This is a genomic window from Anabaena sp. 90 (assembly GCF_000312705.1).
Taxonomy (GTDB): Bacteria; Cyanobacteriota; Cyanobacteriia; order Cyanobacteriales; family Nostocaceae; genus Dolichospermum; species Dolichospermum lemmermannii.
Window position 1 is genome coordinate 920823 of record NC_019427.1, and the last position, 23686, is coordinate 944508.

A 23686-nucleotide genomic window follows, 5' to 3' on the forward strand; every position below is an offset into this window, starting at 1 on the left:
ACTTTTTCAAATTATTCTCTTATATCTTCTGGAGTAGATTCTCTGATTCTTGGATTATTTAAATCATCGCCTAAACGCTCTATACTCTTAGACGCAACCATTAATCGTTCATAAAGAGAACCTTCTTCCTTCGTTAAACTATCAAGAGTATTTATTGCTTCTTGCAATGCACCAGACATATACTCACCTATTAAATATACATATCAATCCATGTTACACACTCATTAAGTCTAAGTCAACTTTTTGGCAAAATTTTTCCTGATTGATGGAAGGTGTTTGAAATAAAACAGTTGCACTAGAGAAATACACGATGCAATTTAGTTACAATGGGATAATGTAGAAACACAGTCATCGTCAATCTGACATTTCCACAGAAACAATGATAAAATAGTTTGTGAATAAAGTCTTTGTTTGTGCCTATTCTTAATGCGATTTACAGAGAATATCAATAATTATACTATCAGTTAAAGAATTAATTCAAGAAGCCTTGTCTTTACCCAGTTCTACAAGAGTATTTTTAGTAGAAAAACATTAAGCTGTTGTGTTTTAAATTTGGATAAGGGATGCGAGCAAGATGCTTGCACTACTTAATATTAGATTTTTTGTTATACAATAATTTCTTAGAGAAGTCGGGTATCTTACTGAAAATTTATTATTTAATCTAACCTAAGATAGATCAAGATTATATCTAAGAAAAGATGTGAAATATTAGTCTATCTTTGAAAATAGTAATTAGCACTGATATTGCTGTTACTGAGGTAAAAAATGTTGTCATATTTTTTCATCGCACTCGCTACAGCTTTAAGTTTGCTGATTGTTGATTTAGTTGTTCCTGGTGTAGATATTGCTAATTTCCCCGCAGCTTTAATTGCTGCGGTTGTGATTGGTTTAATTAATAGTGGAATTAAACCAACTATTAATATCTTGTCTTTACCTTTGACATATCTGACATTGGGGGGTTTTTCCCTCATTGTTAACGGAATTTGCTTTTGGTTAGCATCAGTTTTAGTTCCAGGTTTTCAAGTTCAAGGATTAATCGCTTTTATTCTCGGTCCTGTAGTTCTTTCTTTAGCTAATACCTTTCTCAGTAAATACTTCGCAGAAAAAGGTTTTGAATTACAAGATAATCAATAGGTAAACCCAATTTAAAAACTAGGAAATATCCATGAACTTATTACGGATACTTATCGGGTTATTTTTACCCCCCTTGGGAGTTTTTCTCACAGTTGGATTCGGTCCAACTTTGTTAATTAACATTTTGCTGACTTTGCTTGGTTGGCTTCCTGGTAGCATTCATGCAGTTTGGGTAATTGTCAAGCATGAAGAAAATATGAATAGAGAGGAAGGTACTTATTAAGTATGTAACAATAACAAGATCCCCGACTTCTCTAAGAAGTCGGGGATCTAAAGGATAGTTAGTCTTTAAGCACGAATATCTTTATCTTTGAATAAATCAGCCGTTGCTAAAAGTAACTCGCGTAAAGTTTGTTTTAATTGACGTTCTTTCTTTGCTATAACTGCACCTGCGTCTGTCAATTTTTTTTCTAGAGCTGAGTAACTTTCTTTTACTTGTGCTGTGATAGATTCGGCTTTGGGATGGGATTTATCACACCATTGTTTTGCTTCATTTAAATAATCCTGTACCTCTTGATCACTTCCACTATAACGTGCAGATAAATTTGCTCTGACAATTGCTGATTGTGCTTGTAATTGTGCATAGCGTTTCTTTAATAATCCGATTTCTTCACTATCTTTGATAGAATCAATTGCTGAATCAATCGCAATTTTTGTATCTGCTGATTTATCTTGACTCGTTTCGACTATCTTGGTTAAAATTCCTTCAATTTCTGCTTGTAGTTCTTCTTCTTCCCGATCTAATTGAGCTTGTAGCTGCTTAATTTCAGTTTGGGTTTTGACAATATCTGAGTGTTTTTTCAGACTTATAGCTTCCATAGCGCCTTCAATTGAAGCTACAACTCCTTCTCTAAATTCACTACCTTTTTCTTGCAAATTATCAACGACGGTAGAAACAGCATCATTAACTAAATTACGCAATTCATGAGAACCTTCTTGAAATTCAGAACCTACTTGAGAAACAGCAGATTTCACAATTTCCCGAATCCGTTCAGATTTTAATTGTCCTGTTTCTTGAGCTTGGCGTAAATCTAATTGAATTTGTTCTTTAACGTTTTTATTCATGGTCATATTAAATGCAAATCTCATACAACACTTACATTCAGTATGGTGAAATATTTTTACTATTAACACCCTCTAAAGATATAAAATCATATCTATCTCCAGGTAGTTTAAAGTACATTAATCACAATATCCCTGAATTTTTGATTTTTTTAGTTAAATGTTGCCAATTTATGAAATAATCAATATTGATCAATAACTAGATTCTAATTATGTGGCGGGTAAATATCACTTGTGATGGTGAAGCTTGGAAAGTGTACGGTGTTGAATTTAAGAAAATGGTAGTAAATTACCAAGCTGAATTGATTGGTTCTAAAAAAATGCCAGATGGAAAACGCATCATGTCTTATAAAATTGAAGATGTTAGCGAAGCAGAATCTTTTCAAGAAGAATGTACAAAATTTGTCGGCTTCATCTCTGATTTTGAAGCTTTATGAAAAAAGTAATAATATTGATATTATGCACATTTTGTTTGTGGACTATCAATTTTACCTTACCTGCTAATGCTTTAGATACAGGAAATGGTGCGGAAATTTTTAGTTTCCACTGTGCTGGTTGTCATATTCATGGAGAAAATATCATTAGACGCGGTAAAAACTTAAAAAAGAATGCACTTAAAAAATATGGTATGGATTCTTTAGAAGCGATTACAGCCATTGTCACTAATGGTAAGAATAATATGTCAGCTTATAAAAAAAGATTGACGACTGAGGAAATTCAACAAGTTGCAGCTTATGTTTTGGAACAAGCAGAAAAAGACTGGAAATAACAAGATAAAAAATATGATGTTACCTCAAGAAAGCTATTTACAATTTACCCCCGACTTGAAAATTTGCCGAATTTTAAATGGAATGTGGCAAGTTTCGGGAGGACATGGACGCATTAACCCCATAACTGCTATTGAGTCCATGTTTCAATATGTAGATGCTGGTTTTACAACCTGGGATTTAGCAGATCATTATGGACCAGCAGAAGATTTTATTGGTGAATTTCGTCGTCAATTAATTGCGACTCGTGGAGAAGAAGCTGTAAATAATATTCAAGCTTTTACAAAATGGGTTCCTCGTGCGGGGAAGATGACAAAAAAACTGGTCGAGGACAATATTGATATTTCTTTGAGAAGAATGGATGTTAAATCATTAGATTTAATGCAGTTCCATTGGTGGGAATATGGAGACTCTAATTATTTAGATGCTCTCAAATATATGGCAGAATTGCAAGATGAGGGTAAGATCAAACATTTAGCTTTAACTAATTTTGATACGGAACATTTGCAAATTATCACCGAAGCAGGAATCAGGATTGTTTCTAATCAAGTCCAGTTTTCCTTAGTTGACAGAAGACCACAAGTAAATATGGTTAAATTCTGTCAAGATCATAATATCAAAATATTTGCCTATGGTAGTGTTTGCGGTGGTTTATTATCAGAAAAATATTTGAGTAACCCAGAACCAAAAAGCTCAGAAATCAACACCACTAGCTTGAGAAAATACAAACAAATGATTGCTAATTGGGGTGGTTGGAGATTATTTCAAGAGTTACTATATACTCTGAAACAAATCGCTGATAAACATCAAGTTAGTATTGCTAATGTGGCTGTAAATTACATTTTAAATCAGCCAGCAGTCGGGGGTGTAATTGTCGGTGCTAGATTAGGAATTGTGGAACATTTGTCAGATAATGCTAAGGTGTTTGGTTTTAATTTAGATGCTGAGGATATAGGGAAAATAGATGCAGTTTCTCAACAGTCACGGGATTTGTATCAGTTAATTGGTGATTGTGGGGATGAATATAGGAGGTAGTTTTAGGGTGGGTTAATTACAGCTTAACCCACCATTTTTACAATGATTTTTATTGAAGTTTCGCGCAAAGACGCAAAGAAGCAAAGACGCAAAGGAAGAAATAGTTAAGGAAATGTAGGTTGGGTTGAGCGACAGCGAAACCCAACATTACCAAGGATTTCGTTGGGTTTCGTTTCGAGGCCTAACCGAGCAGTATTGGATCGGTATTGTACTATATCATTGGGGTCAATTTTAGCGATCGCCTAACCTAAATTTTTCTGAATTTTCATGAATTTTATCTGATAATAAAACTAGCCTCTTTAAGCAAAATCTATGGAAACCCTCACCTTAAACATACCTCCCGCAGTAAATTTAACAGATGAGCAGTTTTATCAACTTTGCATTGCTAACGAACCTTGGCAATTAGAACTTACCCAAACCGGAGAATTAATTATTATGCCCCCCACAGGTGGAGAAAGCGGAATTAGGAACTCAGATATAACTACAGATTTAAGTATTTGGAATCGTCAAACTAAATTAGGTAAAGTATTTGATTCTTCTACAGAGTTTAAATTACCTAGTGGTGCTTATCGCTGTCCTGATGCAGCTTGGGTAAAACTAGCACGTTGGGAGGCTTTAAGTAAAGAAGAAAAAAGACGGTTTCCCCCCCTTTGTCCTGATTTTGTGATTGAATTGCGCTCGGAAACTGATAGTTTAGAAAAATTACGCACTAAAATGCGAGAATATCAAAATAATGGGGCGCTTTTAGGTTGGTTAATTGATCCGCAAACACCCTCAGTAGAAATTTATTGTTACGGAAAAGATGTAGAAGTTTTAAACTTTGATTTTGACAACCCACCAAAACTTTCTGGTGAAGATATTTTACCTGGCTTTATACTCGATTTACAGATAATTTTAAATCCATAGACTTGTTCTTATCTCTGTGTTCTCTGTGTCTGAAGTGGTTCGTTATAAAAAATATGATTTCTCAAACAAGTATTCCCACTGGCTACCTTCGCAAAGTTCATCATATCGCCTTTAACGTCCAAAATATGGCAGCCTCTCGCCATTTTTACGGTCAGATTTTAGGCTTACACGAACTCACAGGAGAAGAAATACCCGCCACATTAATAGAACTTGTCAATGCTGGTAAAGTCGCTAATTTCATCACTCCCGACGGCACAATTATCGACTTATTTGGAGAACCAGAATTATTACCACCAAATCCAGATCCCAGTAAGTCCTTTACCAGAGCATATCATTTAGCCTTTGATATTGATCCAGAATTATTTGATCAAGCATTAGCAGTAATTACAGAAAATAATTTAGTTATTGCTTATGGACCCGTTACCCGTCCTACTGGTAGAGGAGTGTACTTTTATGACCCCGATGGGTTTATGATAGAAATTCGTTGTGATCCTGATTAAATCCAAAAATGGAAAAAATTTTAAAAGTCATTGCAGACGTAATTGCTAATCCACCAATTCCCCACGAACCCCAGAAACAATCTTTAAAAAATTGGGCAATGTATTGCTTACGGGATAGGGGTTTTATAGTTGTTTTTGCCCAAAATGCTGATTTTGCTGTGCAGTTTAAAAATGGCGACAAGTTCTATTTTAAAGTTACCAATCAAGCTGATAATTTAGCCAATGATATCAATTGGATAGTTTGGGATAATGTGAATAAAACCACCAATTTGATTCCTCAAGCCTAGAGTTTTCGTTAATAACCGCAGGAATGAATTAATCTGCGGTTTTTTACATAGGATATCACTACAAATACAAAGATTAAATTATCAAAGGTTTTAATTGACGTTCGCACCATTTACCCTCAACTAACTCTGTAACTAAAGGTGTGATCATAAACTTAGCCGGAAAACCCTCCAACACATCCACCCGCACACAAGAATAAGGTTTTTTACTCTCAAAACCGCTACCACTCCGTCCCACATACAACAGCGAATCTGCAACCTTGCGAATGGAAAGATCATTATTGCTGGTAAAGGTTTCCATTAATTCTCCTCCTTCTTGGCGTTGACGACGAGGACCGCGACCACTACCACCAGAAATAATATAATTAGTATGAGAGTCTGCGTGTCCTGTATTAACTGTCCGTAAATGTTCTAAACAATGGGCGTGTCCGCTAAATACTATATCTACTACCGGGTGTTCCTGCGTGAGATTACCTAAATTTTTCGCCACCTCATCGAAAACCTCCCGTAAACGATGACGGACAGCTAAAGTCTGTCCTTGATTCCATTTACTTCCTTCTGTAACATAAGGTGGATGGTGTAAAAATATTACCCGTCCCCTGACTGCGGAATTATGCCAAGATGCAATTAATCTATCTCTTAACCACGCCAATTGTTCAAAATCAACATTAGTATTGGTGTGAGATGCCAATTGCTTTTCAATATCAATTTTCACTTCATTTATTTGGTCTAATTTAGCACCAAGTTCCGCCAATAATTCCGCTTGATCAGGTTTTTCGGGATTCAGCTTGTCAAACTCCGTCAACATCCGTAATTCTTCTTGATCAATTTCCTGACGACGGGTTTCTAGTTCCCGACGAAAATTATCCCCAGCTTGGTTATGAGGTAAAGGATCTGGAGTATTGAAAGTATTAGAATCTAAGGCAAAAAAGTCAATCCCACCGTAACAAAAATTATAATAGCGATTAGGTAAACGCGTAAAACTTCCCGGTTGATAACGCAAACACCGACCCATACCAGTTTTAGCGGTGTAATGCTGTTTTAAATGCTGTTCTAACTCCGCTGGAGAAACTTCCGCCAAATAATCTAAAAATGCTCTAGCATAAGCATCACCTTGATTTGATCCATGCCAACCAATTTCAATATTTTTATAACGAAACATTCGCCGCAAAGGCAAAGTTGGACCAGTCAGCAACCGATACAATAAAGGCACATCATAGTAATCATGATTACCCAATACTGGTAAAATTGGCAACTGAAATACCATTTGATCATAAGTGATATCTTGGGGTTGATTACCGCCCACCAAAAATTCCCGATAAGGTTCAATAAAATTGGCTGGGTAATATTCACGAGAACCCACCATATAAATCACATCACCAGTGTGCAGCACAAACCGGCAATCATCACCATGATTTAACATCATTTTGGCAACTTCTCGTTGGGGATGGTGTCCAGAATGGGATTTAGTCCCAGTATCACCCATCACCATAAACGAAAACTCTGGACTGTCTGAGTTGCCATCATCTATCACTATACAGGTTTGGTCAATGCCCTGCTGTAGAATACTCGAATGCTGCCACCGCACCCGTTGTTTCATCTTTTGAATTTTGACCGCAATTGGTGGTTCAGAAATCAATCTCATAGGAAATATTAATCAGTATTTTGTCAGAAATGGCTATAGCTTGCGTGACGACGTAGGAGTCATACGCCACGCTACGCTATCAAGATGTCCAGGATTTAAGGTTAAATTAGTTAGGACTTATTTACGGTACAAGAATAACGAACCACAGAGGCACAGAGGTCACGGAGAAATGAGGGTTTGAGAGATATTTTGCGTGAGTCCTGTTAGTCCGCGTAGGCGGACTTTGTTTGTGTAGCTGCGATTTTTAATCGCCTAATATTGGTAAACTAGCGAAAACCTGTTCCACCAATATCTGAGTTTTATTTTCTAAATATTGCCAATCCACATCGCCATATTCATCAATTAAGCTAGTATCAATATCAACCGCTGTATTCTCTGGACTATAATTCAGAAAACATACTTGATAACACAAATCCCATAAATCTATATTGACTTGTTCCCCGTGACGTTGTAAAAGCAAGTTATATCCCGGATGGGGCATAGGCAAACTAGCCAGAGTTTTTCTAATTTCTTCTACTTGTATTGGTGTTGCGGTTTCCATTTCTTGCACCAACTGAGTTACCAAGGCTTTAGTTTCATCAGTAGTGTTAGCAGGCCAAGTCAACACATCCTGGTAAGTCCCTTTCCAGTCAGATATATCCAACTGCTTGCGAAGATTATCAATCACGCGAATAAAAGCAGGTTGCATCAAGATTTCAGCTTGTTGCCATGAGGTAGAATTAGTTATCTTAGGTGGCATAGCTAGTAAATATGGATACTGATAGTAAAATTAACAATTTGGTTCGATGAAAAAACTATACTTTTAATTTAAATCTTTTCTCAAGATACCTGATTTCAGAAAGAGAAATTTGGAGATATTTACTACTAGCGGGAAAATTTAAGCTGTAAAGCTGGGGAGGGAAATTATGATAGGCAAATTACTAGATCATCGCTACCAAGTCATTCGCGTCTTGGCGACAGGGGGATTTGGTCAAACCTATATTGCCCAAGATACCAGACGGCCAGGCAACCCCATCTGCGTGGTTAAACACCTGAAACCAGCTAATTCTGACCCTAACATCTTTGTTACTGCTAAACGCCTGTTTAATAGCGAAGCAGAAACTTTAGAGAAACTGAGCAACAATGACCAAATACCCAGGCTTTTAGCTTATTTTGACGAAAATCAAGAATTCTTTTTAGTCCAAGAATTTATTGACGGCCACACTCTGAGTGAAGAACTCATTCCCGGACAGCCTTGGAGTGAAGTCCAAGTTATGCAAATGCTGTTGGAAATTTTGAGTATTTTAGAGTTTGTTCACCAAGAAGGTGTGATTCACCGCGATATTAAGCCAGATAATATTATTCGCCGTGAGGCTGATTATAAATTAGTTTTAGTAGACTTTGGCGCAGTTAAACAACTACGCTCCCCTTTGGTTGTGGTGGGCGGACAACAAACGGCTACGGTAGCTATTGGCACGCCTGGCTATATGCCTACAGAACAGGGACAAGGTAAGCCTAGACCTAATAGCGATATTTACGCTTTGGGGATTATTGCTATTCAAGCATTAACGGGAGTCCCAGTTAGTCAATTACAAGAAGATCCAGATACAGGGGAAATTAACTGGCAGCATTTAATTCCTGTTAATCCTGAGTTAGTCGCAATTTTAACGAAGATGGTGCGTTATCATTTCAAAGAACGCTATCAAACAGCAACGGAAGCCTTACAAGCTTGTCGAGACTTGGTGAATATCACCCCAGAATTATCCCAACCGTCCCTATCTCCTCAAATTATTTATCAATCTCCACCACCCCTAGCTTCCAGATTTATACAGAAAACAATGGCGGTTTCTCCCGCTAATCGTGTTCCTTCTCAACCTGCCCCTCAACAACAATATATTCCTCAAGAATCTAATAAACCTGATCCTTTACCTTTATTAATTGGCATATTATTAGTAGGTGGTGTAGCGGCTTTATTTACAAATATATATCCCAATTTACAGAATTTAACTGGTAATTGGACAGGAGAAAAGACCAAATTAATAAATAATTGTCTGGCTGTAGTTGCGGCTAATTCTAATATTCGTTCTGAACCTAGTGCGATTAATTCTGATAATATTTTGAAGACCTTGGGTGCAGCTAGTAAATTTGAGGTGACTGGTAAGCGCACAAATCGCGGCTGGGTAGAAATTAAACTTTCATCTGGACGCTTGGCTTGGGCGCATTCTGATATTATTTCTAATAATGAAACATGGATTTCTTGCCGACGTGACAAAGGTTTAGCTATTCAAATTGTAGATGATAGTTCTTTAATTGCATCCCTTCCTGTTCCTCAAGTTTCACAAAAACCTGCTGTGGAAACTTCTGCACCCAAACCAACTCCGACCGCTACTGAAGATAAATCTAAAACGGTGGCAAAAGCTAGAGAAAAATTTGAATCAGGAGATTTACAAGGAGCAATTTCTTTGCTAAAATCAACTTCAGGAAATGCTATTTCTGGAATTAAAGACACAGTTGATACTGTTAATCAATGGCAGAATGATTGGGCAAAAGCTGAGGCTTTAGCGAAGGATATTAATAAGGCTATTGATAATGGTAAATGGGATGAAGTTTTAGCTTATCGAGATCATCCTGAAAAGCTACCGAATATTAAATATTGGCGTGATAAGTTAGAACCAATGTTTAAACAAGCTGCTGAAAATGCCGCTAAACAAGTATTACCCCAGGAAAAACCAACTCCCACAGCAACACCAAAAAGTGGGGTTTAAATATGCCGTTTTCCATAGTGGTCTTTATTATTATGTAGGTTGGGTTGAGGAACGAAACCCAACATTTTATTTTCATTTTTGTATTGGGGTTTGTTGGGTTATGGCTTCGCCACGCTCCGCGAACACTTTCTTCTACCCAACCTACAAATACAAGCTACAATTTTATGGCATGATGTCATCTAATTTAAGTTTTAAATCTGGAAATAGAGGAGAAATTATCCTATCTCCTAAACGATATTTTTCTTGTTGATAGACTCCATTAATTAATTGACAAATTGTTAATGTCGGTTGTTTAGGATTACCAATAAATTGGATTCCACCTAATGCCCGAAAGTCTACAATCCAATATTCTGGTATTTCTAAAAAAGCATATTCTTCTATTTTTCTGGCATAATCATCTTGCCAATTTGTACTGACAACTTCAGCAACTAATTTAATGGTATTACCATTACAAATTATTGGTTCTTTTTGCCAAAGTGGTTCTTGATTAAGTTTTGCTTTATCTAAGACAATTACATCTGGACGGAGTGCTGTAGCTGACCCAGCGAAGGGTTTAATTAAGCAATTTTTGGGAATCAACCAGTTTAATTTATTATGAATAATCTCTGTATAAATTCTCCCGGCAATATTTCCAGCAACTTCTTCATGGGGTCCTGTTGGTTCCATATCTCTGAGTTCTCCGTCAATTAGTTCATAGCGGGTATTGTCCCCATATTCAATTAAAAATTGCTCAAAGGTGAGTGGTTTTACTGGGGTATAGGTCATAATTTTAGATTGTCTTGTGATGTTGGGTTTATTCTAACTAACTTTTGACTCTTCTTCTTGTGATTCATCTCTAATATTAAAGTAGTGAAAAAGATTTGCAACAGTTAAATCTGATGCTAGTTGTAAATTAGATGTAACTAATGTTCTATATCCAGAATTTGCTGCTTGTTGACTCACATAATTTTCATATTCCCGGCGTAATTCAGGCGCAAACATAAATAATAATTGATCACGTAATGAATAAAAGTGAGATTTTTCGGCTATATTTTCATAGCTGATTTGTTCTGGTGGTATTTCTGGATTAGTTATAGTTTGGGGAGTTTCTGAATTATGAAAATCAGCACTATTTAAAAGTTTTAATTCTGCTGGAGGTAGAGATTTTACCCAATCTACATGATTTTGCCATGATTCGATGATTACTAAATCATGATTATGAATGCGGGTAAGTTCAGGAAAGAGAAAATCTAGTTCGTCGTGAGATTCACATTGATTAATCTCAAATTTGCCAGCAATTTTACTCAAATTCTATGTTACACTGTATAAATTCCCATGTAAAGCGGGTAGGCTACAAAAAAGCATCTAACTGAAAAATTACTACAGTGAGGCAAACTAATGAGCAAGAGAAAGTTGAAAAGATTATTAGCTGTAAGTGCAGTTTCTTTCTCTTGCTTATGGTTGTCTGTAGTACCGACGAATAAAGCATTGGCGCAAACCAGCAGAGAAGCAGAAATATCTACCTATATCCAACAGTTAAGGTTCAATGATGGAAATATTCGTTACTATGCTGCTGGTGAACTTAAAAAAATAGGAGCAGAAGCTATACCTGCACTGATTGTAGCTTTAAAAGACAACAATTCAACCCTTCGTATTGGTGCTGCTTATGCTTTAGGGAATATAGGAGCAGAAGCAAAAACGGCTGTTCCTGCTTTAATTGAAGCTTTAAAGGATAATGATAGCACGGTTCGCTCCGGTGCTGCTAAAGCTTTAGGGAATATAGGAGTGGAAGCGAAAACTGCTATCCCTGCTTTAATCACAGCTTTGAGAGACAATGATGCCTGGGTTCGCAGAGGTGCTGCTAAAGCATTGGGAAGCATAGGACCAGAAGCAAAAACTGCTGTTCCTACTTTGATAGGAGCTTTGAAGGATAATTATAGCACGGTTCGCTCCGGCGCTGCTGAAGCTTTGGGAAGGATGGGAGTAGAAGCGAAAACGGCTGTTCCTGCATTAATAGGAGCTTTGAAAGATAATGATAAAGACGTTCGCTCAACTGCTGCTGCTGCCTTGCTGGCGATAGGAGGGGAAGCCAAAGTTGTTGTTCCTACATTAATAGAAGCTTTGAAAGATAACGATGTCTGGATTCGCTTTCAAGCTGCTGATGCCTTGGGGAAGATAGGAGCAGAAGCGAAAACGGCTGTTCCTACATTAATAGAAGCTTTGAAAGACAACAATGCAGGATTTCGCATCAAAGTTCTTGATGCTCTAAGGAACATAAAAGGGGAAATTCAAGTTAATGTTGTTCCTGCTTTGATAGAAGCTTTGAAGAACAATGATAAATACGTTCGTATCTACGCTCTTGCTGCTCTGGGTGATATCAAAGGGGACGTTAAACCTATTGTTCCTGTCTTAATTAAAGCTTTGAAGGATAATGATAAAGACGTTCGTCGTGTTGCTGCTGATGTTCTGGGTACAATAAAAAAGGAAGCCAAAGTTGTTGTTCCTGCCTTAATTGAAGCATTGAAAGATAATGATAAAGACGTTCGCTCAACTGCTGCTGCGGCATTAGGGAAAATGAGAGGAGAAGGCAAAGCTGCCTTCCCCGCCTTAATAGAAGCGTTGAAAGATAATGATCCATCTGTTAGCTCCAACACTATTTATGCCCTAGTGAGTATCAAAAAGGAAGTTAATGCTGTTCCTGCCTTAATTGAAGCTTTGAATAACAAGAATAAAGAGGTTCGTCGTAATGCTGTTCATGTCCTGACGATTATTGGAATTGAAGGAGAATCCAAAGTCATTGTTCCCGCCTTGATAGAAGCGTTGAAAGATAATGATAAAGACGTTCGCTCAACTGCTGCTGCTGCATTAGGGCAAATGAGAGGGAAAGCGAAAGCGGCTGTTCCTAGCTTGATAGAAGCATTGCAGGACAACGATGCAGAAGTTCGCAAATGGGCTGCTATTGCCCTATCGGCAATAGGAGAGAAAGCAAAAGCGGCTGTTCCTATCTTAATAGAAGCATTAAAGGACAAATATGAAAATATTCGCTCCGACGCTGCTGGTGCTTTGGGAAGTATAGGAGAGGAAGCAAAAGCGGCCGTTCCTGCATTAATAGGAGCTTTGAAAGATAACCATGCCTGGGTTCGCTCCGACGCTGCTGAAGCCTTGGGAAAGATAGGAGCAGAAGCGAAAACGGCTGTTCCTGCATTAATAGGAGCTTTGAAAGATAATGATAGCAAGGTTCGCTTCAATGCTGCCGCTGCCCTGGTGAATATGGGAGGGGAAATAAAAGGGCTTATTCCTCCTTTGATAGAACCATTCAAGGATCAGGATAAATACACTGAATACGCTCGTAAAGAGGCTGCTGCTGCTCTGAAGGTAATAGGTGAAAACTATGAAAACAAATCTGCCACCATGCCTATTGCAGATTTAGATCAAGTCATATCAGATTTAGAAAAAGCTCTCCCAGCTTTAAAAGGTACTCAGGATAAAAAATTAAAATTAGATTCTCAAATAGCCTCTATAAATCGCTCTCTTAATAATCTGAAAAAAACCAGAGAATCACGCTTACTAGATAAAATATTAGCATGGCTGGCAAAAAATCCTTTAGCAACAGGAGGATTAATTTGCATTATCTTCTTCCCATTTCTCTGGGTTAAATTATCGCAAGTTCGGCGAAAACCAACTGCTTAATTATCAATTATAGGAGTTACGCATTGACAGGAAACTTTAAATATGTATAGTCCTAAAACCCATATTTCTCGTAGGGGTTTAGCATTGCTAAACCCCTACAATATCGTTCTTTTTAGGATCAATACCAATTTCCGTACTCCATAGGTTCTAATTTGTTGTTTCCAACCAATATTTAATACTTGATAATGATGACGTTGCGTATCAAAAAGCAATTGAATTTCTGTACCATTTGCAATATCATTGGTAGAATGATTGCTTAAAATATCTTGAATAATTTGCGAGTAATTTATTCTTTCCATAAAACATCTCCTGGGTTAAAGAATCAAAAATTAAAACCTATTGATCTCTTTTCCCTAGATAGTTTCTTGATGTTTCTTAATATTGGCTAGTATTTCATCCATTGTTACATTATCCAACCATTGATGACGTTCTTCTGTATAGTCTCCACTACCATTATCAAATTGACGAATAAATCTGATAGCGTCAACATATCCTAAAGCATCTACAAGAGCTTTAAATCCTTTTCTATATAGTTCAATTGGGGTCATTTTCTCCTCCTTGTACAATATTATTAGTAGCTTCTGCCAACCAGATCATTGGATTAGCAACTATTATATTTATATTATCCTTATAGCTTAATGATTTTGACAATAGACGACTATCAGTGGTCAAGAAAATATCAGCGTTATTTTCAGCACAAGCCAGATGAAAAGCATCAAAATTTTTAATATTAAAGGTTGTTAATTCTATCGCTCGTCGAGTAATTTCTTCTGTGACTAAAATCTTATCATGAGCTATTGTTAAGACTTTTTGTACTTGTTCTCTTCTGCTTATATCTGGAGTTCTGGCGATTTCTAATTCTAAAGCTGTGCTACTGACTAATTGCCATTTTCCAGATAGACAATGATTGATAATTTCTAAAATTGCTTCAGTTTCTAGCCTAATTCGCCATTGAGTTTGGTCGTCAAAAGGACGATTAAGACAACAAACATCTAAATATATTCTATATTGTTTATTCATATTTTTAGAACATTGTTTTACAAAAATTATCATTAATTATTAGTATCTATAACTAGCTTCATGAAATTAGCTCAAAAATTTCCTCATCTGTGTAAACTGTTTCATTCTTTTGCATCAAGTCAGAACGCAATGCGCGGAATTTGTGGGTAAAGATGTAGTCCTCAATAGCTTTACCGACTAAACTATCAGCAGATATACCTTCAGTTTGGGTAATTTCTAAAAGTGCTGCTTTAAGTTCTGGAGTAATGGCAATGGTTAGGGTATCTTGCATATTTTATCAGCGAGCTACATAGTTGATTATACAATAGATTGAGCTACCATATCTATTTTGCACAAATAAAATCAAACATTTACTTCTTTAACCAACATGAAAACATCCACCGACAGACAACGCACCCTAGAAATGGCTTGTATTTCTCAACTCGCTTACGTCGCCTATAAACAAGGAAATGATATAGTTAGCGATATCCTGAAAACAGGTTCTCCATCATTTTTCCCACCATATCAAACCATAGAATTTATCTCAGCACCACGTCCTTTAAGTGATACGGATGAATTAGTTTGTTGTGGTTTACTCCTATCCACAGAAAATGATATTGTCATTGCTATTAGAGGTACAGAAAGATTAGATGATTACTTCTTTAACTTACTAGCATTCCCCAATTCAGAAGCAATTCACTCCGGTTTTAATCTTTATGTTAAAAGTTTTTGGCAACAATTACAAGACTTTATCCAAAGACAAGAAAACGCCAATAAAAATATTTTCGTAACCGGACATAGTTTAGGCGGTGCTGCGGCTACATTAATTACTAAACGAATTAGTGAAACTGAATTAAAACCTATTGCACCTTATACATTAGAAACCTATACATTTGGCGCACCACCAGTTAGTACAATCGAATTAATTTTGGATACTCCCATCTATAGATTTAGAAATATCGGTGATTTCATTCCTGATTTACCGAAAATCATCACTGTTTTATTAAATAAAATCCCAGGAATCAAACAAGTAATTATTAATTGGAAACCAGAACTATTAAAAACACTGGCTGATTATTCTCATATAGGTAATGAATATTGTCTTAATAAAAAGTATGAAATCATTGAACAAACCGAAACTAACTTACCTAATCTTCAATTGATATTGCAAATTTCCAGTTTACTAGCTACACAATTAAAATCACCGTCTCAAGCAGATATTAATAAATTTCGCTTGTTAATAAATACCTTGATTCAAACCTCATTGGAAGAACATCGTGCCATTAAATATGTAGAAAGAATTAGTTTTGGTAAACTTCCACCTTATATTTCTAGTTTGCATGATGATGAAGATTAAAATAGAGATGATGAAAGATGAGAAAATCCATAACAGAAATTTCACCTGTACAATAGATGTTAATATGAAAGTAAGAATAGTGATTCAGCGACTAGAAGCTGATGGTTGGTATTTAGCAAGAACTAGAGGAAGTCATCGTCAGTTTCAACATCCTCATAAACTTGGTACAGTTACAGTTTCCGGTAAACCTAATATTGACGTACCCATTGGTACACTAAAAAGTATTTGGAGACAAGCTCAATTGGAGGACGAATAATGCGTTATACAGTAGTAATTGAAAAAGGAAATACCAGTTATGGTGCTTATGTTCCCGACTTACCCGGTTGTATAGCCGTGGCTGAAACATTAGCAGAAGTTCAACAAATGATTGTAGAATCCATAGAATTTCATATAGAAGGTTTAATAGAGTTAGGTTTACCAATTCCTCAACCTACAAGTATCGCTCAGGAAGTTGAAGTTTTAATTTAAGTAGTAATATAGATATGAATAAATACGGAAATTGGCAACCTGTCCCTAAGAATGGTGGTAAAAAATGGAAACAATGAAATTGCTGGCGCATATCGGTACAGATGGTATATTGCAAATTCAAACCCATACAGATTTTAAAGATAAATCTGTAGAAGTATTGGTAGTTGTCCAACCATTAGATAATACAGAAACTACCACAATTAAACATAGAAAAGCAATTGAATTTCTGTACCATTAGCTATATCATTGGTAGCTTCTGCTAACCAGATCATTGGATTAGCAACTATTATATTTATAACAGATAGCTTATCTGATTTGCTTCTTAACCCGCCTGTAACTGAAGTTACAGGCTAATAGCTAAAGGTTACTAAAGTAAACTCAAAAAGTTAAAAATTTTTTGGTTATTTAGTCATCTTTAGATGACTTTTGCTATGAGACTGGGAATTCATTCCCAGTTGGAATATCGGTTTTACGTTAAATTGACAGTAATGGGTATCTATAACTATAACTAGTGGTCTATCAAATTTCTATTTATGGATGAGGTTTACAGTTAATAGCCTCTCTATTTTCCCTCAATCTCACAATTTTTAGCTTGACAGACCACTAGCTTCATGAAATTATCTCAAGCAGATGTTAATAAATTTCGGTTGTTAATAAATACTTTAATTCAAACCTCATTAGAGGAACATCGCGCCATTAAATATGTAGAAAGAATTAATTTTGGTAAACTTCCAGCTTATATTTCTAATTTGCATGATGCAGAAAAAGATAATGTATGAATTGATGCAGTTAATTAGCAAATTACTTTACCTTCCACTCTCTACACAGAAAAAACAATTTCCAGTAAACTAATTTATGCAGTATTAACAAACCAAAAGTGGAAGCACAACCAAGAGAAGTACAAAACTATATCACACCAGATGGAAAAAACCTATTTGCAGAATGGCTTGATGATCTCAAAGATATGCAAGCTATAGTTAAAATAGAAAAAAGACTCGAACGAGTTAGGTTAGGTAATTTAGGAAACTACCGCACAGTTGGAGAAGGAGTCTGTGAACTAAAAATTGACTATGGACCAGGCTACCGGATCTATTTTGGACAAATTGGGTCAAAAATAGTAATAATTCTTTGTGGTGGAGATAAAAGTACCCAAGAACAAGATATATTAACAGCTAAACAATACTGGAGAGATTATGACAACAGAAGTAAAAATACCACTAACTAGCAGTTACCATGATTATCTCATTTCCTCTCTTCAAAATGAAGAACACGCTACAGCTTATCTAGCAGTTTTTTTAGAATTAGATGAAGAAGGACGTGAACCAGAATTACTTAGGGCTGGTTTAAAAGATATTATTGAGGCGAGAATATTGGCTAATAATCTCTCAGAAATAGCCAAAGAACGTTATGAAAAACTTGATCAATTATTATCAGAAAATGCCGGAAATGAAATTTACACCTTAATTGAATTTTTAGATGCTTTGGGTTATCGTATTGCTTTAGTACCTAAAGAATAAATCTGTTATAAAATAGTAAAAAACCATAATTAACATTATGAACACCTCACAACTGCGTCAAGAAATAAACTACAACTTAGAAAAGCTATCTCCAGATAATTTAAAAATAGTTGCCGAATTTTTAGCTTATCTAGCAGATAAAGAAAGCGAATTAGCTACCCAAGAACTACTTGATATTCCTGGTTTTATCGCATCTTTTGAAAGAGGTAAACAAGATATAGCTCAAGGTCGAAGATTTTAATGCAGTTTGTTTTACCCTCAGAAATACCAAAAAGTGGAGTTTAATACTTAACCCCACTAATTGCATTCTGATTTTTGGTTTTTTGCCGTCTCAATGTCCCAACTATTCAGCCCAACAACTTATTGCATTTCGTCGTATTCTGCCGTTTCTACCCTTCTAGATTCCATCCGCGAGGAAGGTAAAAACTCAGCCCGACGGACAGGATTTAAAGATGGTGCTTGTCCATTGTAGGGATGAATCACCTGGACGGTCCGAGTACCCCGCTGTTTTGGTGCAAACAAAGAAAGAACACCAGCCACCACAACACCCCCACCAATGGTCAATGTCGCACCACCCACAGCCCAAAGCATGGGTGAAGACCACCAATTATTTTGTTCAGGTTGTTGTAATGATGTCGCCATTTTTTGTTGATTAGCTTGTTGTGCTAATTGCCACTCCCGTTGAGTAAAGCTTTGAGCTTGTACCTGGAATTGTTGGTTTTGTAACTTGAGTTGTTCATTGTCAGCTTTCAACTTCTCTAGCTGCATATTCATTTTCAGCTTTTCCATTTCTAGACGCTGATCAGAATTAGGAGCAGTTGGGGGTTGAGTAGTTGTGGGTTGATTAAAATAGGCAGGTTGCCCGTAATTGGGAGGATACTGCATTACCTGGGGAGCCATAACTGTCCCTGGCATTTGGGGGCTAACACCAAAATTCGATGGGATTGGGGTATTTGTTCCTTTCAGCAAGACTAAAGCCGCTAACCCAGCCACCGCGACTCCGCCAATAAATGCCATACTTTCGCTCATTGCTGTTACCCCTCAAATACTACAGAACAGTAACTCAGTTGTGACTGACACACTCTCACACGCATAATTTTTTGCCTACTTTGATAGTATATTTAAGTTAAGGGTCAAGATAAACCAGTGTATTAGTTAGTTTTTTTGTCTATCCTAAGATATGCTGTTATTATTTAAGACGATCATAGTCAAATTGTCCACTAAAAAATAACAAAAAAATACACTGTTTGGCAATTTCTCCCTTGGGTTTAAGAGGGATTTTTGATAGCTATCTTGAGACTTTGGCAAAATTGAGCGATCGCATCTAATCCCTGCTCTGGTGTACCTTCTGCCAGTCGTTTCACAATGGCACTACCCACAATTGCTGCATCTGCGCCCCATGCTTTCACTTGTCGCGCCTGTTCAGGATCAGAAATCCCAAACCCGACACCGATGGGTTTATCTGTAACATTGCGAATTTGTTGGAGTAAATCACCAACTCGCGTTTGCATTTGGGTTCGTATTCCCGTGACACCAGTAACACTGACCAAATAAATAAATCCCTGGGAAGCGCGAGCGATCGCTTCTATTCTTTCAGGAGAACTCGTAGGAGCTACCAATAAGGTTAAATCTATTCCCATCTCCGCCGCTGGTTTAATGAGTCCTGCTGACTCTTCCAAAGGCAAATCAGGCACAACTAAACCTGCTACCCCAGCATCTTTAATTTGCCCCAAGAACTTATCAACACCTCGATATAAAATCGGATTGTAATAGGTAAATAAAATAATTGGCGATCGCAAACTCGGACTAATCCCCTTGAGCATCTCTAACACCTGCTCTAAAGTGGTCCCCCGTGCCAAAGCGCGAGTAGCCGCAGCCTGAATCACCGGACCATCAGCCAAAGGATCAGAATAGGGGACACCCAACTCAATAATATCAGCCCCAGAATTATCGAGAACCTGCAAAGCCTTAGCAGTAGTTTCTAAATCTGGATCACCAGCCGTAATAAAGGGAATCAACGCGCACTCTTGATTCCGTCTCAAATTTTCAAAGCAACGAGAAATAGCAGTCATTTCACCTAGTCAGTAGTTAGTGGTCAGTGGTCATTTGTCAACAAACCACTGAACAATAATAACCCTAAACCTGAGATTCTTTTTCCTCTTCAATCTTCGCTTGCAGTTTAGCTAATTCTTCCGGAGAAAGTTCATCCAGACGCTTTTGCAAAAAAGCCGTTTCATAAGCTTCCCGTTGTTGATGGTAGGTCATTTTATTCCCCATCGCGCGGAAAAGATAGGTGCATAACCAGCCAATTAAGCCAGCAATCAAGAAAACTTGACTCCAGATACCAGCATTCTGACTATCTAAACCTACTACTTGCAAACCCACATAAGCCAAGCCACCGGCGACAAAAACGCCGAAGCCAATACCAATCGCGTCAATACGTCGCATGAGAATTATGACCTACCAATCTTAATTTAAGCAATTTTTCGCGGACGGGGGTTCAAATTCACAAACGGGGAGAGAACTAGCAACCCCTGGAAAGAAAAAGAACACTAAAAAGTACATAAACACCCGTTCCACAGAACCACAGGTATACCATCTTAAACTCAAGTAGAAAAAGACAGCAATGGGGATTACCAGCAAATAAGCGCCAGCCAAACTCAGATACAGTAGTGCTACAACCATATTCCTTACCGCAATTTGAACTATATTTGGTGCATTCACTTCCCATGATATGCCCAATGGCTGGTTTGAGGAAATCGGTAATTCTGTTATTTTCCATCCCCCAAAAATAAATTGCCCAAAAATCGAAACTTGTGATATAGTGTTTTCCAGTCATCAAGCGTGAGCTAAATGGCTAACTTAAAATTTTGTTTCAGTGCTAAATGTCAAATATTAGCGTTAGCAAATAAAATTTTAAAATCTACTTGCCAAAAAAAAGCAATTAGTGGTATAACAGACAAGCGGGTGAATACTGCCTCAAAAACAGTAAATAACCTTACGGGAGCGTGGCGGAATGGTAGACGCTACGGACTTAAAATCCGTTGACCTTAAACGGTCGTGGGGGTTCGAGCCCCCCCGCTCCCATCTAAAAATTAATCGAAAATGCACCAAGTCTTTTGATTTGGTGCGTTTTTGTATTTAAAGATTTTAGGAACTTCTAATTAGAGACTTCCAATTAAAAAAATATCCCAAAATCTCTTGTGGTGCGGGCATCTTGCCCGCTAACAACACAAGGACGGGCAAGATGCCCATCCCACAAAATTGGATCATCTTTTTTGTGGAATTCTCTTAGAAGAACATCCTATCGCAAAACTTTAACTTTTGACCAAACGCCATTTTCATCTTCATCAAATCGCTTATGAACTTCATCCCAAGCCATTTGTTCAGATGTAAGCTTGTCCATATTATCATTCAGTGCAGTATTATAGCGTTCAATGAATATATTCTGAGCTTCTGGTGAAAGATGGGTGCGAACTTCAGGAGATAAATCATCTGAATTTTTGCATTTTCCAGGACAAGGATGAGGTAGTGTTTTGCCAATGATATTAATTTCTTCACCACCTGAACTTTCCAATAGTAATTGAAATTCGCCACTCCGATTGATCGGGACTTCGATCATTAATAAAAATTCACCAGCTTCTAAGCGGGTTTGATAAACCGTAGCTTTGTCTTCTGACATCCCCAAGGCAGTAAGAACTGATACCAAACCTGCCCCAGCACTACCAGCGAGCGCTCCACTTGCGGCCCCTAATAATATCGCTCCAATCGGACCTGCTGCCACAATTGGACCAACAAAGGGAATAAATAATACACCGACCCCAGTTAATAAACTAAGGAAAGAACCAAATAAAGAACCAAAAATCGCCCCAGTTCTTAATCCTCCCAAAATTACATCCCGCTTAGTAATAAAGCCAGCAATTCTGGTTTCTGATTGAAAATTTCTGCCCAAAACGGATATATAATCGCTGGAAACGCCTCTATCTAGTAACCGATGAATTACATCATCAATTTGTTTCTGTTCTTTAAATATAGATGAGATGGTACGCTCTGCTTGATATGTTTCTGACATTTGTCCACTCATTTTACTGTGATGATTGACTGTGCCTATAAATACTAATTGAATTAAATATTTTCTTAATCAATCTTTAGAGAGAATTGGCTGTAATATTCAATAGATAAATCTCATCCCAATAAAAAAATCCTAGAAGTTGCGAAACCCCGCTTTTGATGACTTTTGTAAATGCAGTTTCTAACTGCCGATTTAGTCAAATCCTTACCCAACTAAGTTTTTTATTAATTTTGGAAGATTTCAATTTCCCAACCTGGAGAATATATCACAGAACTTTATGCCCAAAAATTATAATTCCTTTCCCACAAATAACCACAATAAAAGACTAAAAGTAATTGCTATTGCCGCAATAGCATTGTCTTTTACAGCTTGTACTAACATCCCAAATCCACGCCAATTAAAAACCAATAGCGAACCCTTAAAAGTTGCCATTCCGACTAATCAAATTAATCCCAAATCACAACTACTAACTAAAGTTGAAAACCTAGATTTTACTGTCCCAGCTAAATATCAAGCAAAAACTATCTATAAAGTTGAACCCAGCAATAAAGAGAAAGTAATTGCTTTAACTATTGATGATGGTCCCTGGCCAAAAACCACCGCAGAAATGTTAGATATCCTCAAACGAAATCATGTAAAAGCTACATTCTTTTGGGTAGGAAGTGCCTTACAAGAAAATCCCGAAATTGCTAAACGAGTTGTAGCTGAAGGCCATGCTATTGGTAATCATACTTGGCATCATTGGTATCGAAAGATGGATGAAGCCACAGCTAAAAGTGAAATTGAAAAAACAAATGACCTTATTTATAAAACAACAGGTGTCAAAACATCATTTTTCCGTCCCCCTGGAGGCTATTTAAACAACGGATTAGCTGCTTATGCTAAAAGTCAGAAAAACTCCGTTGTTATGTGGTCAGTGACTTCAGCAGACACCGATCCGCGGGCAAAATATCAAGTATTTGTGAAAAATGTGATCAGAGATGCTAAACCCGGTTCTATTGTGTTAATGCACGATGGTGGCGGAAATCGGGAAAGAACAGTCAAAGCCTTGCCGGCAATCGTCAGCGGACTCAAACAGCAAGGCTACCGATTTGTTACAGTTCCTGAACTTTTAGAAATGCAGCCATGATCATCCTTACTCAGTGACGACAGAAGCACAAATTTGAGACTCTTGCCAAAGTTTATACAAAAAAAACTCCGTGCTATAGCTCATAGTGGTGACAAATACACCGACAGCATCATGATTACCATCAGATAACCAAGAACCATCGAGGGTAACTTCTAAGTATTCAGGATCACAGTTAGATAAGCCCATAATTTCACTATCATGGCGATTTACTTCGGCTTTTAGTCTTTCTACTCCTGGCAAATCAAGAGGTAGCATAAAGGAAGCTGTGGTGGGTTCAATCCGCAAAGTTTGACTGACACGCAGTGCCAAAATCACTCTTTGGGCTACCCATTCCTCAAGAGATTGAGTGAGACACTCTAAATAAAAACAGTTTTCGGTGTAAGTTAATTTCAGCATTC

Annotated in this window: 34 protein-coding genes, 1 tRNA gene and 1 pseudogene; 20 read left to right on the plus strand and 16 right to left on the minus strand. The window is 37.1% G+C overall.

Annotated elements, in window-relative coordinates; all coding sequences use genetic code 11:
• Window positions 1-11: 11 nt before the first annotated feature.
• Window positions 12-179: a hypothetical protein gene (locus ANA_RS26415; protein WP_015078804.1), complete on the minus strand. Its 168-nt coding sequence runs from the start codon at window positions 177-179 to the stop codon at window positions 12-14.
• Between the two features lie 586 nt (window positions 180-765).
• Here ANA_RS26415 and ANA_RS04150 point away from each other — a divergent pair.
• Complete coding sequence (locus ANA_RS04150; protein WP_015078805.1) at window positions 766-1134, plus strand: phage holin family protein; 369 nt, start codon at window positions 766-768, stop codon at window positions 1132-1134.
• Window positions 1135-1165: 31 nt separating this feature from the next.
• Entirely contained in the window at window positions 1166-1357 is a 192-nt protein-coding gene (locus ANA_RS04155; RefSeq protein WP_015078806.1) for a YqaE/Pmp3 family membrane protein, read from the plus strand.
• Between the two features lie 65 nt (window positions 1358-1422).
• Here the strand turns inward: ANA_RS04155 and ANA_RS04160 are convergent, their stop codons facing one another.
• Complete coding sequence (locus tag ANA_RS04160; RefSeq protein WP_041458236.1) at window positions 1423-2199, minus strand: hypothetical protein; 777 nt, start codon at window positions 2197-2199, stop codon at window positions 1423-1425.
• 209 nt (window positions 2200-2408) lie between these two features.
• Here ANA_RS04160 and ANA_RS04165 point away from each other — a divergent pair, with 209 nt between their 5' ends.
• The 6 genes from ANA_RS04165 (at window position 2409) to ANA_RS04190 (ending at window position 5691) form a co-directional block, all read left to right on the plus strand.
• Complete coding sequence (locus ANA_RS04165) at window positions 2409-2633, plus strand: hypothetical protein (RefSeq protein WP_015078808.1); 225 nt, start codon at window positions 2409-2411, stop codon at window positions 2631-2633.
• A complete protein-coding gene (gene petJ, locus ANA_RS04170) occupies window positions 2630-2965 on the plus strand; it encodes a cytochrome c6 PetJ (RefSeq protein ID WP_015078809.1) in 336 nt (111 codons plus the stop codon). The genes ANA_RS04165 and petJ overlap by 4 nt, the downstream gene beginning before the upstream one ends.
• 13 nt (window positions 2966-2978) lie before the next feature.
• The gene (locus tag ANA_RS04175; protein ID WP_015078810.1) at window positions 2979-3998 is read left to right on the plus strand and encodes an aldo/keto reductase; all 1020 of its coding nucleotides are present in this window, start codon (window positions 2979-2981) and stop codon (window positions 3996-3998) included.
• Between the two features lie 312 nt (window positions 3999-4310).
• Window positions 4311-4904, plus strand: coding sequence for a Uma2 family endonuclease (locus tag ANA_RS04180; protein WP_015078811.1), 594 nt, complete (start codon window positions 4311-4313; stop codon window positions 4902-4904).
• 53 nt (window positions 4905-4957) lie between these two features.
• Window positions 4958-5404: a VOC family protein gene (locus tag ANA_RS04185; RefSeq protein ID WP_015078812.1), complete on the plus strand. Its 447-nt coding sequence runs from the start codon at window positions 4958-4960 to the stop codon at window positions 5402-5404.
• 8 nt (window positions 5405-5412) lie between these two features.
• Window positions 5413-5691: a hypothetical protein gene (locus ANA_RS04190; RefSeq protein WP_015078813.1), complete on the plus strand. Its 279-nt coding sequence runs from the start codon at window positions 5413-5415 to the stop codon at window positions 5689-5691.
• 73 nt (window positions 5692-5764) lie between these two features.
• Here ANA_RS04190 and ANA_RS04195 read toward each other — a convergent pair whose 3' ends face one another.
• On the minus strand, window positions 5765-7333 hold the full coding sequence (locus ANA_RS04195; protein WP_015078814.1) for a metallophosphoesterase family protein: 1569 nt from the start codon (window positions 7331-7333) through the stop codon (window positions 5765-5767).
• A 244-nt stretch (window positions 7334-7577) separates the two neighbouring features.
• Window positions 7578-8072 carry a hypothetical protein gene (locus ANA_RS04200; RefSeq protein ID WP_015078815.1) on the minus strand — a complete coding sequence of 165 codons (495 nt, stop codon included), beginning with the start codon at window positions 8070-8072 and terminating at the stop codon, window positions 7578-7580.
• 166 nt (window positions 8073-8238) lie between these two features.
• Between ANA_RS04200 and ANA_RS04205 the strand changes: the two genes are divergently transcribed.
• Window positions 8239-10077, plus strand: a complete 1839-nt coding sequence (locus ANA_RS04205) for a protein kinase domain-containing protein (RefSeq protein WP_015078816.1) — start codon at window positions 8239-8241, stop codon at window positions 10075-10077.
• A 162-nt stretch (window positions 10078-10239) separates the two neighbouring features.
• On the opposite strand, the gene ANA_RS04210 is transcribed toward ANA_RS04205, so the two are convergent.
• Together ANA_RS04210 and ANA_RS04215 are read right to left on the minus strand one after the other, a co-directional pair.
• A complete protein-coding gene (locus ANA_RS04210; protein WP_015078817.1) occupies window positions 10240-10842 on the minus strand; it encodes a Uma2 family endonuclease in 603 nt (200 codons plus the stop codon).
• A 33-nt stretch (window positions 10843-10875) separates the two neighbouring features.
• The gene (locus tag ANA_RS04215) at window positions 10876-11364 is read right to left on the minus strand and encodes a hypothetical protein (protein ID WP_015078818.1); all 489 of its coding nucleotides are present in this window, start codon (window positions 11362-11364) and stop codon (window positions 10876-10878) included.
• 90 nt (window positions 11365-11454) lie between these two features.
• On the opposite strand from ANA_RS04215, the gene ANA_RS23425 reads away from it, so the two are divergent.
• Window positions 11455-13746, plus strand: a complete 2292-nt coding sequence (locus ANA_RS23425) for a HEAT repeat domain-containing protein (RefSeq protein ID WP_015078819.1) — start codon at window positions 11455-11457, stop codon at window positions 13744-13746.
• 95 nt (window positions 13747-13841) lie between these two features.
• On the opposite strand, the gene ANA_RS04225 is transcribed toward ANA_RS23425, so the two are convergent.
• Genes ANA_RS04225 through ANA_RS04240 form a run of 4 tightly spaced genes read right to left on the minus strand, consistent with a single transcriptional unit; the run spans window position 13842 to window position 15037 of the window.
• Window positions 13842-14045 (minus strand): element excision factor XisI family protein, encoded by a 204-nt coding sequence (locus ANA_RS04225; RefSeq protein ID WP_015078820.1) that lies wholly within the window; start codon window positions 14043-14045, stop codon window positions 13842-13844.
• A gap of 54 nt (window positions 14046-14099) precedes the next feature.
• Complete coding sequence (locus tag ANA_RS04230; RefSeq protein WP_015078821.1) at window positions 14100-14294, minus strand: hypothetical protein; 195 nt, start codon at window positions 14292-14294, stop codon at window positions 14100-14102.
• Complete coding sequence (locus tag ANA_RS04235; RefSeq protein ID WP_041458240.1) at window positions 14281-14766, minus strand: type II toxin-antitoxin system VapC family toxin; 486 nt, start codon at window positions 14764-14766, stop codon at window positions 14281-14283. Before ANA_RS04235 ends, ANA_RS04230 begins: the two co-directional genes overlap by 14 nt.
• A gap of 58 nt (window positions 14767-14824) precedes the next feature.
• On the minus strand, window positions 14825-15037 hold the full coding sequence (locus tag ANA_RS04240; protein ID WP_015078823.1) for a hypothetical protein: 213 nt from the start codon (window positions 15035-15037) through the stop codon (window positions 14825-14827).
• A 96-nt stretch (window positions 15038-15133) separates the two neighbouring features.
• Here ANA_RS04240 and ANA_RS04245 point away from each other — a divergent pair, with 96 nt between their 5' ends.
• From ANA_RS04245 to ANA_RS04270, 8 genes are all read left to right on the plus strand, one after another.
• On the plus strand, window positions 15134-16102 hold the full coding sequence (locus ANA_RS04245) for a lipase family protein (protein ID WP_015078824.1): 969 nt from the start codon (window positions 15134-15136) through the stop codon (window positions 16100-16102).
• A 64-nt stretch (window positions 16103-16166) separates the two neighbouring features.
• The gene (locus ANA_RS04250) at window positions 16167-16358 is read left to right on the plus strand and encodes a type II toxin-antitoxin system HicA family toxin (RefSeq protein ID WP_041458241.1); all 192 of its coding nucleotides are present in this window, start codon (window positions 16167-16169) and stop codon (window positions 16356-16358) included.
• Window positions 16358-16570 (plus strand): type II toxin-antitoxin system HicB family antitoxin, encoded by a 213-nt coding sequence (locus ANA_RS04255; protein WP_015078826.1) that lies wholly within the window; start codon window positions 16358-16360, stop codon window positions 16568-16570. The genes ANA_RS04250 and ANA_RS04255 overlap by 1 nt, the downstream gene beginning before the upstream one ends.
• Before the next feature lie 64 nt (window positions 16571-16634).
• Window positions 16635-16808 (plus strand): hypothetical protein, encoded by a 174-nt coding sequence (locus ANA_RS26420; RefSeq protein ID WP_015078827.1) that lies wholly within the window; start codon window positions 16635-16637, stop codon window positions 16806-16808.
• A 373-nt stretch (window positions 16809-17181) separates the two neighbouring features.
• Window positions 17182-17349: a hypothetical protein gene (locus ANA_RS26425; RefSeq protein WP_015078829.1), complete on the plus strand. Its 168-nt coding sequence runs from the start codon at window positions 17182-17184 to the stop codon at window positions 17347-17349.
• A 98-nt stretch (window positions 17350-17447) separates the two neighbouring features.
• Window positions 17448-17795: a type II toxin-antitoxin system RelE/ParE family toxin gene (locus tag ANA_RS04260; protein WP_015078830.1), complete on the plus strand. Its 348-nt coding sequence runs from the start codon at window positions 17448-17450 to the stop codon at window positions 17793-17795.
• Window positions 17764-18087 (plus strand): helix-turn-helix domain-containing transcriptional regulator, encoded by a 324-nt coding sequence (locus ANA_RS04265; protein WP_015078831.1) that lies wholly within the window; start codon window positions 17764-17766, stop codon window positions 18085-18087. Before ANA_RS04260 ends, ANA_RS04265 begins: the two co-directional genes overlap by 32 nt.
• Window positions 18088-18124: 37 nt before the next feature.
• A complete protein-coding gene (locus ANA_RS04270; RefSeq protein WP_015078832.1) occupies window positions 18125-18328 on the plus strand; it encodes a hypothetical protein in 204 nt (67 codons plus the stop codon).
• 119 nt (window positions 18329-18447) lie between these two features.
• Here ANA_RS04270 and ANA_RS04275 read toward each other — a convergent pair whose 3' ends face one another.
• From ANA_RS04275 to ndhL, 4 genes and pseudogenes are all read right to left on the minus strand, one after another.
• Window positions 18448-19116 (minus strand): hypothetical protein, encoded by a 669-nt coding sequence (locus ANA_RS04275; protein WP_015078833.1) that lies wholly within the window; start codon window positions 19114-19116, stop codon window positions 18448-18450.
• Window positions 19117-19355: 239 nt separating this feature from the next.
• Window positions 19356-20159 (minus strand): tryptophan synthase subunit alpha, encoded by an 804-nt coding sequence (gene trpA, locus ANA_RS04280; protein ID WP_015078834.1) that lies wholly within the window; start codon window positions 20157-20159, stop codon window positions 19356-19358.
• A 64-nt stretch (window positions 20160-20223) separates the two neighbouring features.
• A complete protein-coding gene (locus tag ANA_RS04285; protein ID WP_015078835.1) occupies window positions 20224-20535 on the minus strand; it encodes a DUF3007 family protein in 312 nt (103 codons plus the stop codon).
• Window positions 20536-20561: 26 nt separating this feature from the next.
• Window positions 20562-20772: pseudogene (gene ndhL / locus ANA_RS24090) on the minus strand (NAD(P)H-quinone oxidoreductase subunit L).
• A gap of 317 nt (window positions 20773-21089) precedes the next feature.
• Here ndhL and ANA_RS04295 point away from each other — a divergent pair.
• Window positions 21090-21174 (plus strand) — tRNA-Leu (locus tag ANA_RS04295).
• A 217-nt stretch (window positions 21175-21391) separates the two neighbouring features.
• Here ANA_RS04295 and ANA_RS04300 read toward each other — a convergent pair.
• Complete coding sequence (locus ANA_RS04300) at window positions 21392-22159, minus strand: ChaB family protein (protein WP_015078837.1); 768 nt, start codon at window positions 22157-22159, stop codon at window positions 21392-21394.
• Between the two features lie 277 nt (window positions 22160-22436).
• On the opposite strand from ANA_RS04300, the gene ANA_RS04305 reads away from it, so the two are divergent.
• Window positions 22437-23288 (plus strand): polysaccharide deacetylase family protein, encoded by an 852-nt coding sequence (locus ANA_RS04305; protein WP_015078838.1) that lies wholly within the window; start codon window positions 22437-22439, stop codon window positions 23286-23288.
• A gap of 6 nt (window positions 23289-23294) precedes the next feature.
• Here the strand turns inward: ANA_RS04305 and ANA_RS04310 are convergent, their stop codons facing one another.
• Window positions 23295-23684, minus strand: a complete 390-nt coding sequence (locus tag ANA_RS04310; protein WP_015078839.1) for an alr0857 family protein — start codon at window positions 23682-23684, stop codon at window positions 23295-23297.
• Between the last annotated feature and the right edge of the window lie 2 nt (window positions 23685-23686).

Coding starts and splice junctions, on each gene's coding strand:
- ANA_RS04210 (WP_015078817.1), bottom strand. CDS start 10,842: ATGACCTATACCCCAGTAAAACCACTCACCTTTGAGCAATTTTTAATT.
- petJ (WP_015078809.1), top strand. CDS start 2,630: ATGAAAAAAGTAATAATATTGATATTATGCACATTTTGTTTGTGGACT.
- ANA_RS04205 (WP_015078816.1), top strand. CDS start 8,239: ATGATAGGCAAATTACTAGATCATCGCTACCAAGTCATTCGCGTCTTG.
- ANA_RS26420 (WP_015078827.1), top strand. CDS start 16,635: ATGGAAACAATGAAATTGCTGGCGCATATCGGTACAGATGGTATATTG.
- ANA_RS04240 (WP_015078823.1), bottom strand. CDS start 15,037: ATGCAAGATACCCTAACCATTGCCATTACTCCAGAACTTAAAGCAGCA.
- ANA_RS04160 (WP_041458236.1), bottom strand. CDS start 2,199: ATGAATAAAAACGTTAAAGAACAAATTCAATTAGATTTACGCCAAGCT.
- ANA_RS04250 (WP_041458241.1), top strand. CDS start 16,167: ATGAAAGTAAGAATAGTGATTCAGCGACTAGAAGCTGATGGTTGGTAT.
- ANA_RS04245 (WP_015078824.1), top strand. CDS start 15,134: ATGAAAACATCCACCGACAGACAACGCACCCTAGAAATGGCTTGTATT.
- ANA_RS04150 (WP_015078805.1), top strand. CDS start 766: ATGTTGTCATATTTTTTCATCGCACTCGCTACAGCTTTAAGTTTGCTG.
- ANA_RS04305 (WP_015078838.1), top strand. CDS start 22,437: ATGCCCAAAAATTATAATTCCTTTCCCACAAATAACCACAATAAAAGA.
- ANA_RS04180 (WP_015078811.1), top strand. CDS start 4,311: ATGGAAACCCTCACCTTAAACATACCTCCCGCAGTAAATTTAACAGAT.
- ANA_RS04230 (WP_015078821.1), bottom strand. CDS start 14,294: ATGACCCCAATTGAACTATATAGAAAAGGATTTAAAGCTCTTGTAGAT.
- ANA_RS04185 (WP_015078812.1), top strand. CDS start 4,958: ATGATTTCTCAAACAAGTATTCCCACTGGCTACCTTCGCAAAGTTCAT.
- ANA_RS04175 (WP_015078810.1), top strand. CDS start 2,979: ATGATGTTACCTCAAGAAAGCTATTTACAATTTACCCCCGACTTGAAA.
- ANA_RS04235 (WP_041458240.1), bottom strand. CDS start 14,766: ATGAATAAACAATATAGAATATATTTAGATGTTTGTTGTCTTAATCGT.
- ANA_RS04270 (WP_015078832.1), top strand. CDS start 18,125: ATGAACACCTCACAACTGCGTCAAGAAATAAACTACAACTTAGAAAAG.
- ANA_RS04195 (WP_015078814.1), bottom strand. CDS start 7,333: ATGAGATTGATTTCTGAACCACCAATTGCGGTCAAAATTCAAAAGATG.
- ANA_RS04285 (WP_015078835.1), bottom strand. CDS start 20,535: ATGCGACGTATTGACGCGATTGGTATTGGCTTCGGCGTTTTTGTCGCC.
- ANA_RS04165 (WP_015078808.1), top strand. CDS start 2,409: ATGTGGCGGGTAAATATCACTTGTGATGGTGAAGCTTGGAAAGTGTAC.
- ANA_RS04275 (WP_015078833.1), bottom strand. CDS start 19,116: ATGAGCGAAAGTATGGCATTTATTGGCGGAGTCGCGGTGGCTGGGTTA.
- ANA_RS26425 (WP_015078829.1), top strand. CDS start 17,182: ATGAAATTATCTCAAGCAGATGTTAATAAATTTCGGTTGTTAATAAAT.
- ANA_RS04155 (WP_015078806.1), top strand. CDS start 1,166: ATGAACTTATTACGGATACTTATCGGGTTATTTTTACCCCCCTTGGGA.
- trpA (WP_015078834.1), bottom strand. CDS start 20,159: ATGACTGCTATTTCTCGTTGCTTTGAAAATTTGAGACGGAATCAAGAG.
- ANA_RS04255 (WP_015078826.1), top strand. CDS start 16,358: ATGCGTTATACAGTAGTAATTGAAAAAGGAAATACCAGTTATGGTGCT.
- ANA_RS23425 (WP_015078819.1), top strand. CDS start 11,455: ATGAGCAAGAGAAAGTTGAAAAGATTATTAGCTGTAAGTGCAGTTTCT.
- ANA_RS04190 (WP_015078813.1), top strand. CDS start 5,413: ATGGAAAAAATTTTAAAAGTCATTGCAGACGTAATTGCTAATCCACCA.
- ANA_RS26415 (WP_015078804.1), bottom strand. CDS start 179: ATGTCTGGTGCATTGCAAGAAGCAATAAATACTCTTGATAGTTTAACG.
- ANA_RS04225 (WP_015078820.1), bottom strand. CDS start 14,045: ATGGAAAGAATAAATTACTCGCAAATTATTCAAGATATTTTAAGCAAT.
- ANA_RS04200 (WP_015078815.1), bottom strand. CDS start 8,072: ATGCCACCTAAGATAACTAATTCTACCTCATGGCAACAAGCTGAAATC.
- ANA_RS04300 (WP_015078837.1), bottom strand. CDS start 22,159: ATGTCAGAAACATATCAAGCAGAGCGTACCATCTCATCTATATTTAAA.
- ANA_RS04310 (WP_015078839.1), bottom strand. CDS start 23,684: ATGCTGAAATTAACTTACACCGAAAACTGTTTTTATTTAGAGTGTCTC.
- ANA_RS04265 (WP_015078831.1), top strand. CDS start 17,764: ATGACAACAGAAGTAAAAATACCACTAACTAGCAGTTACCATGATTAT.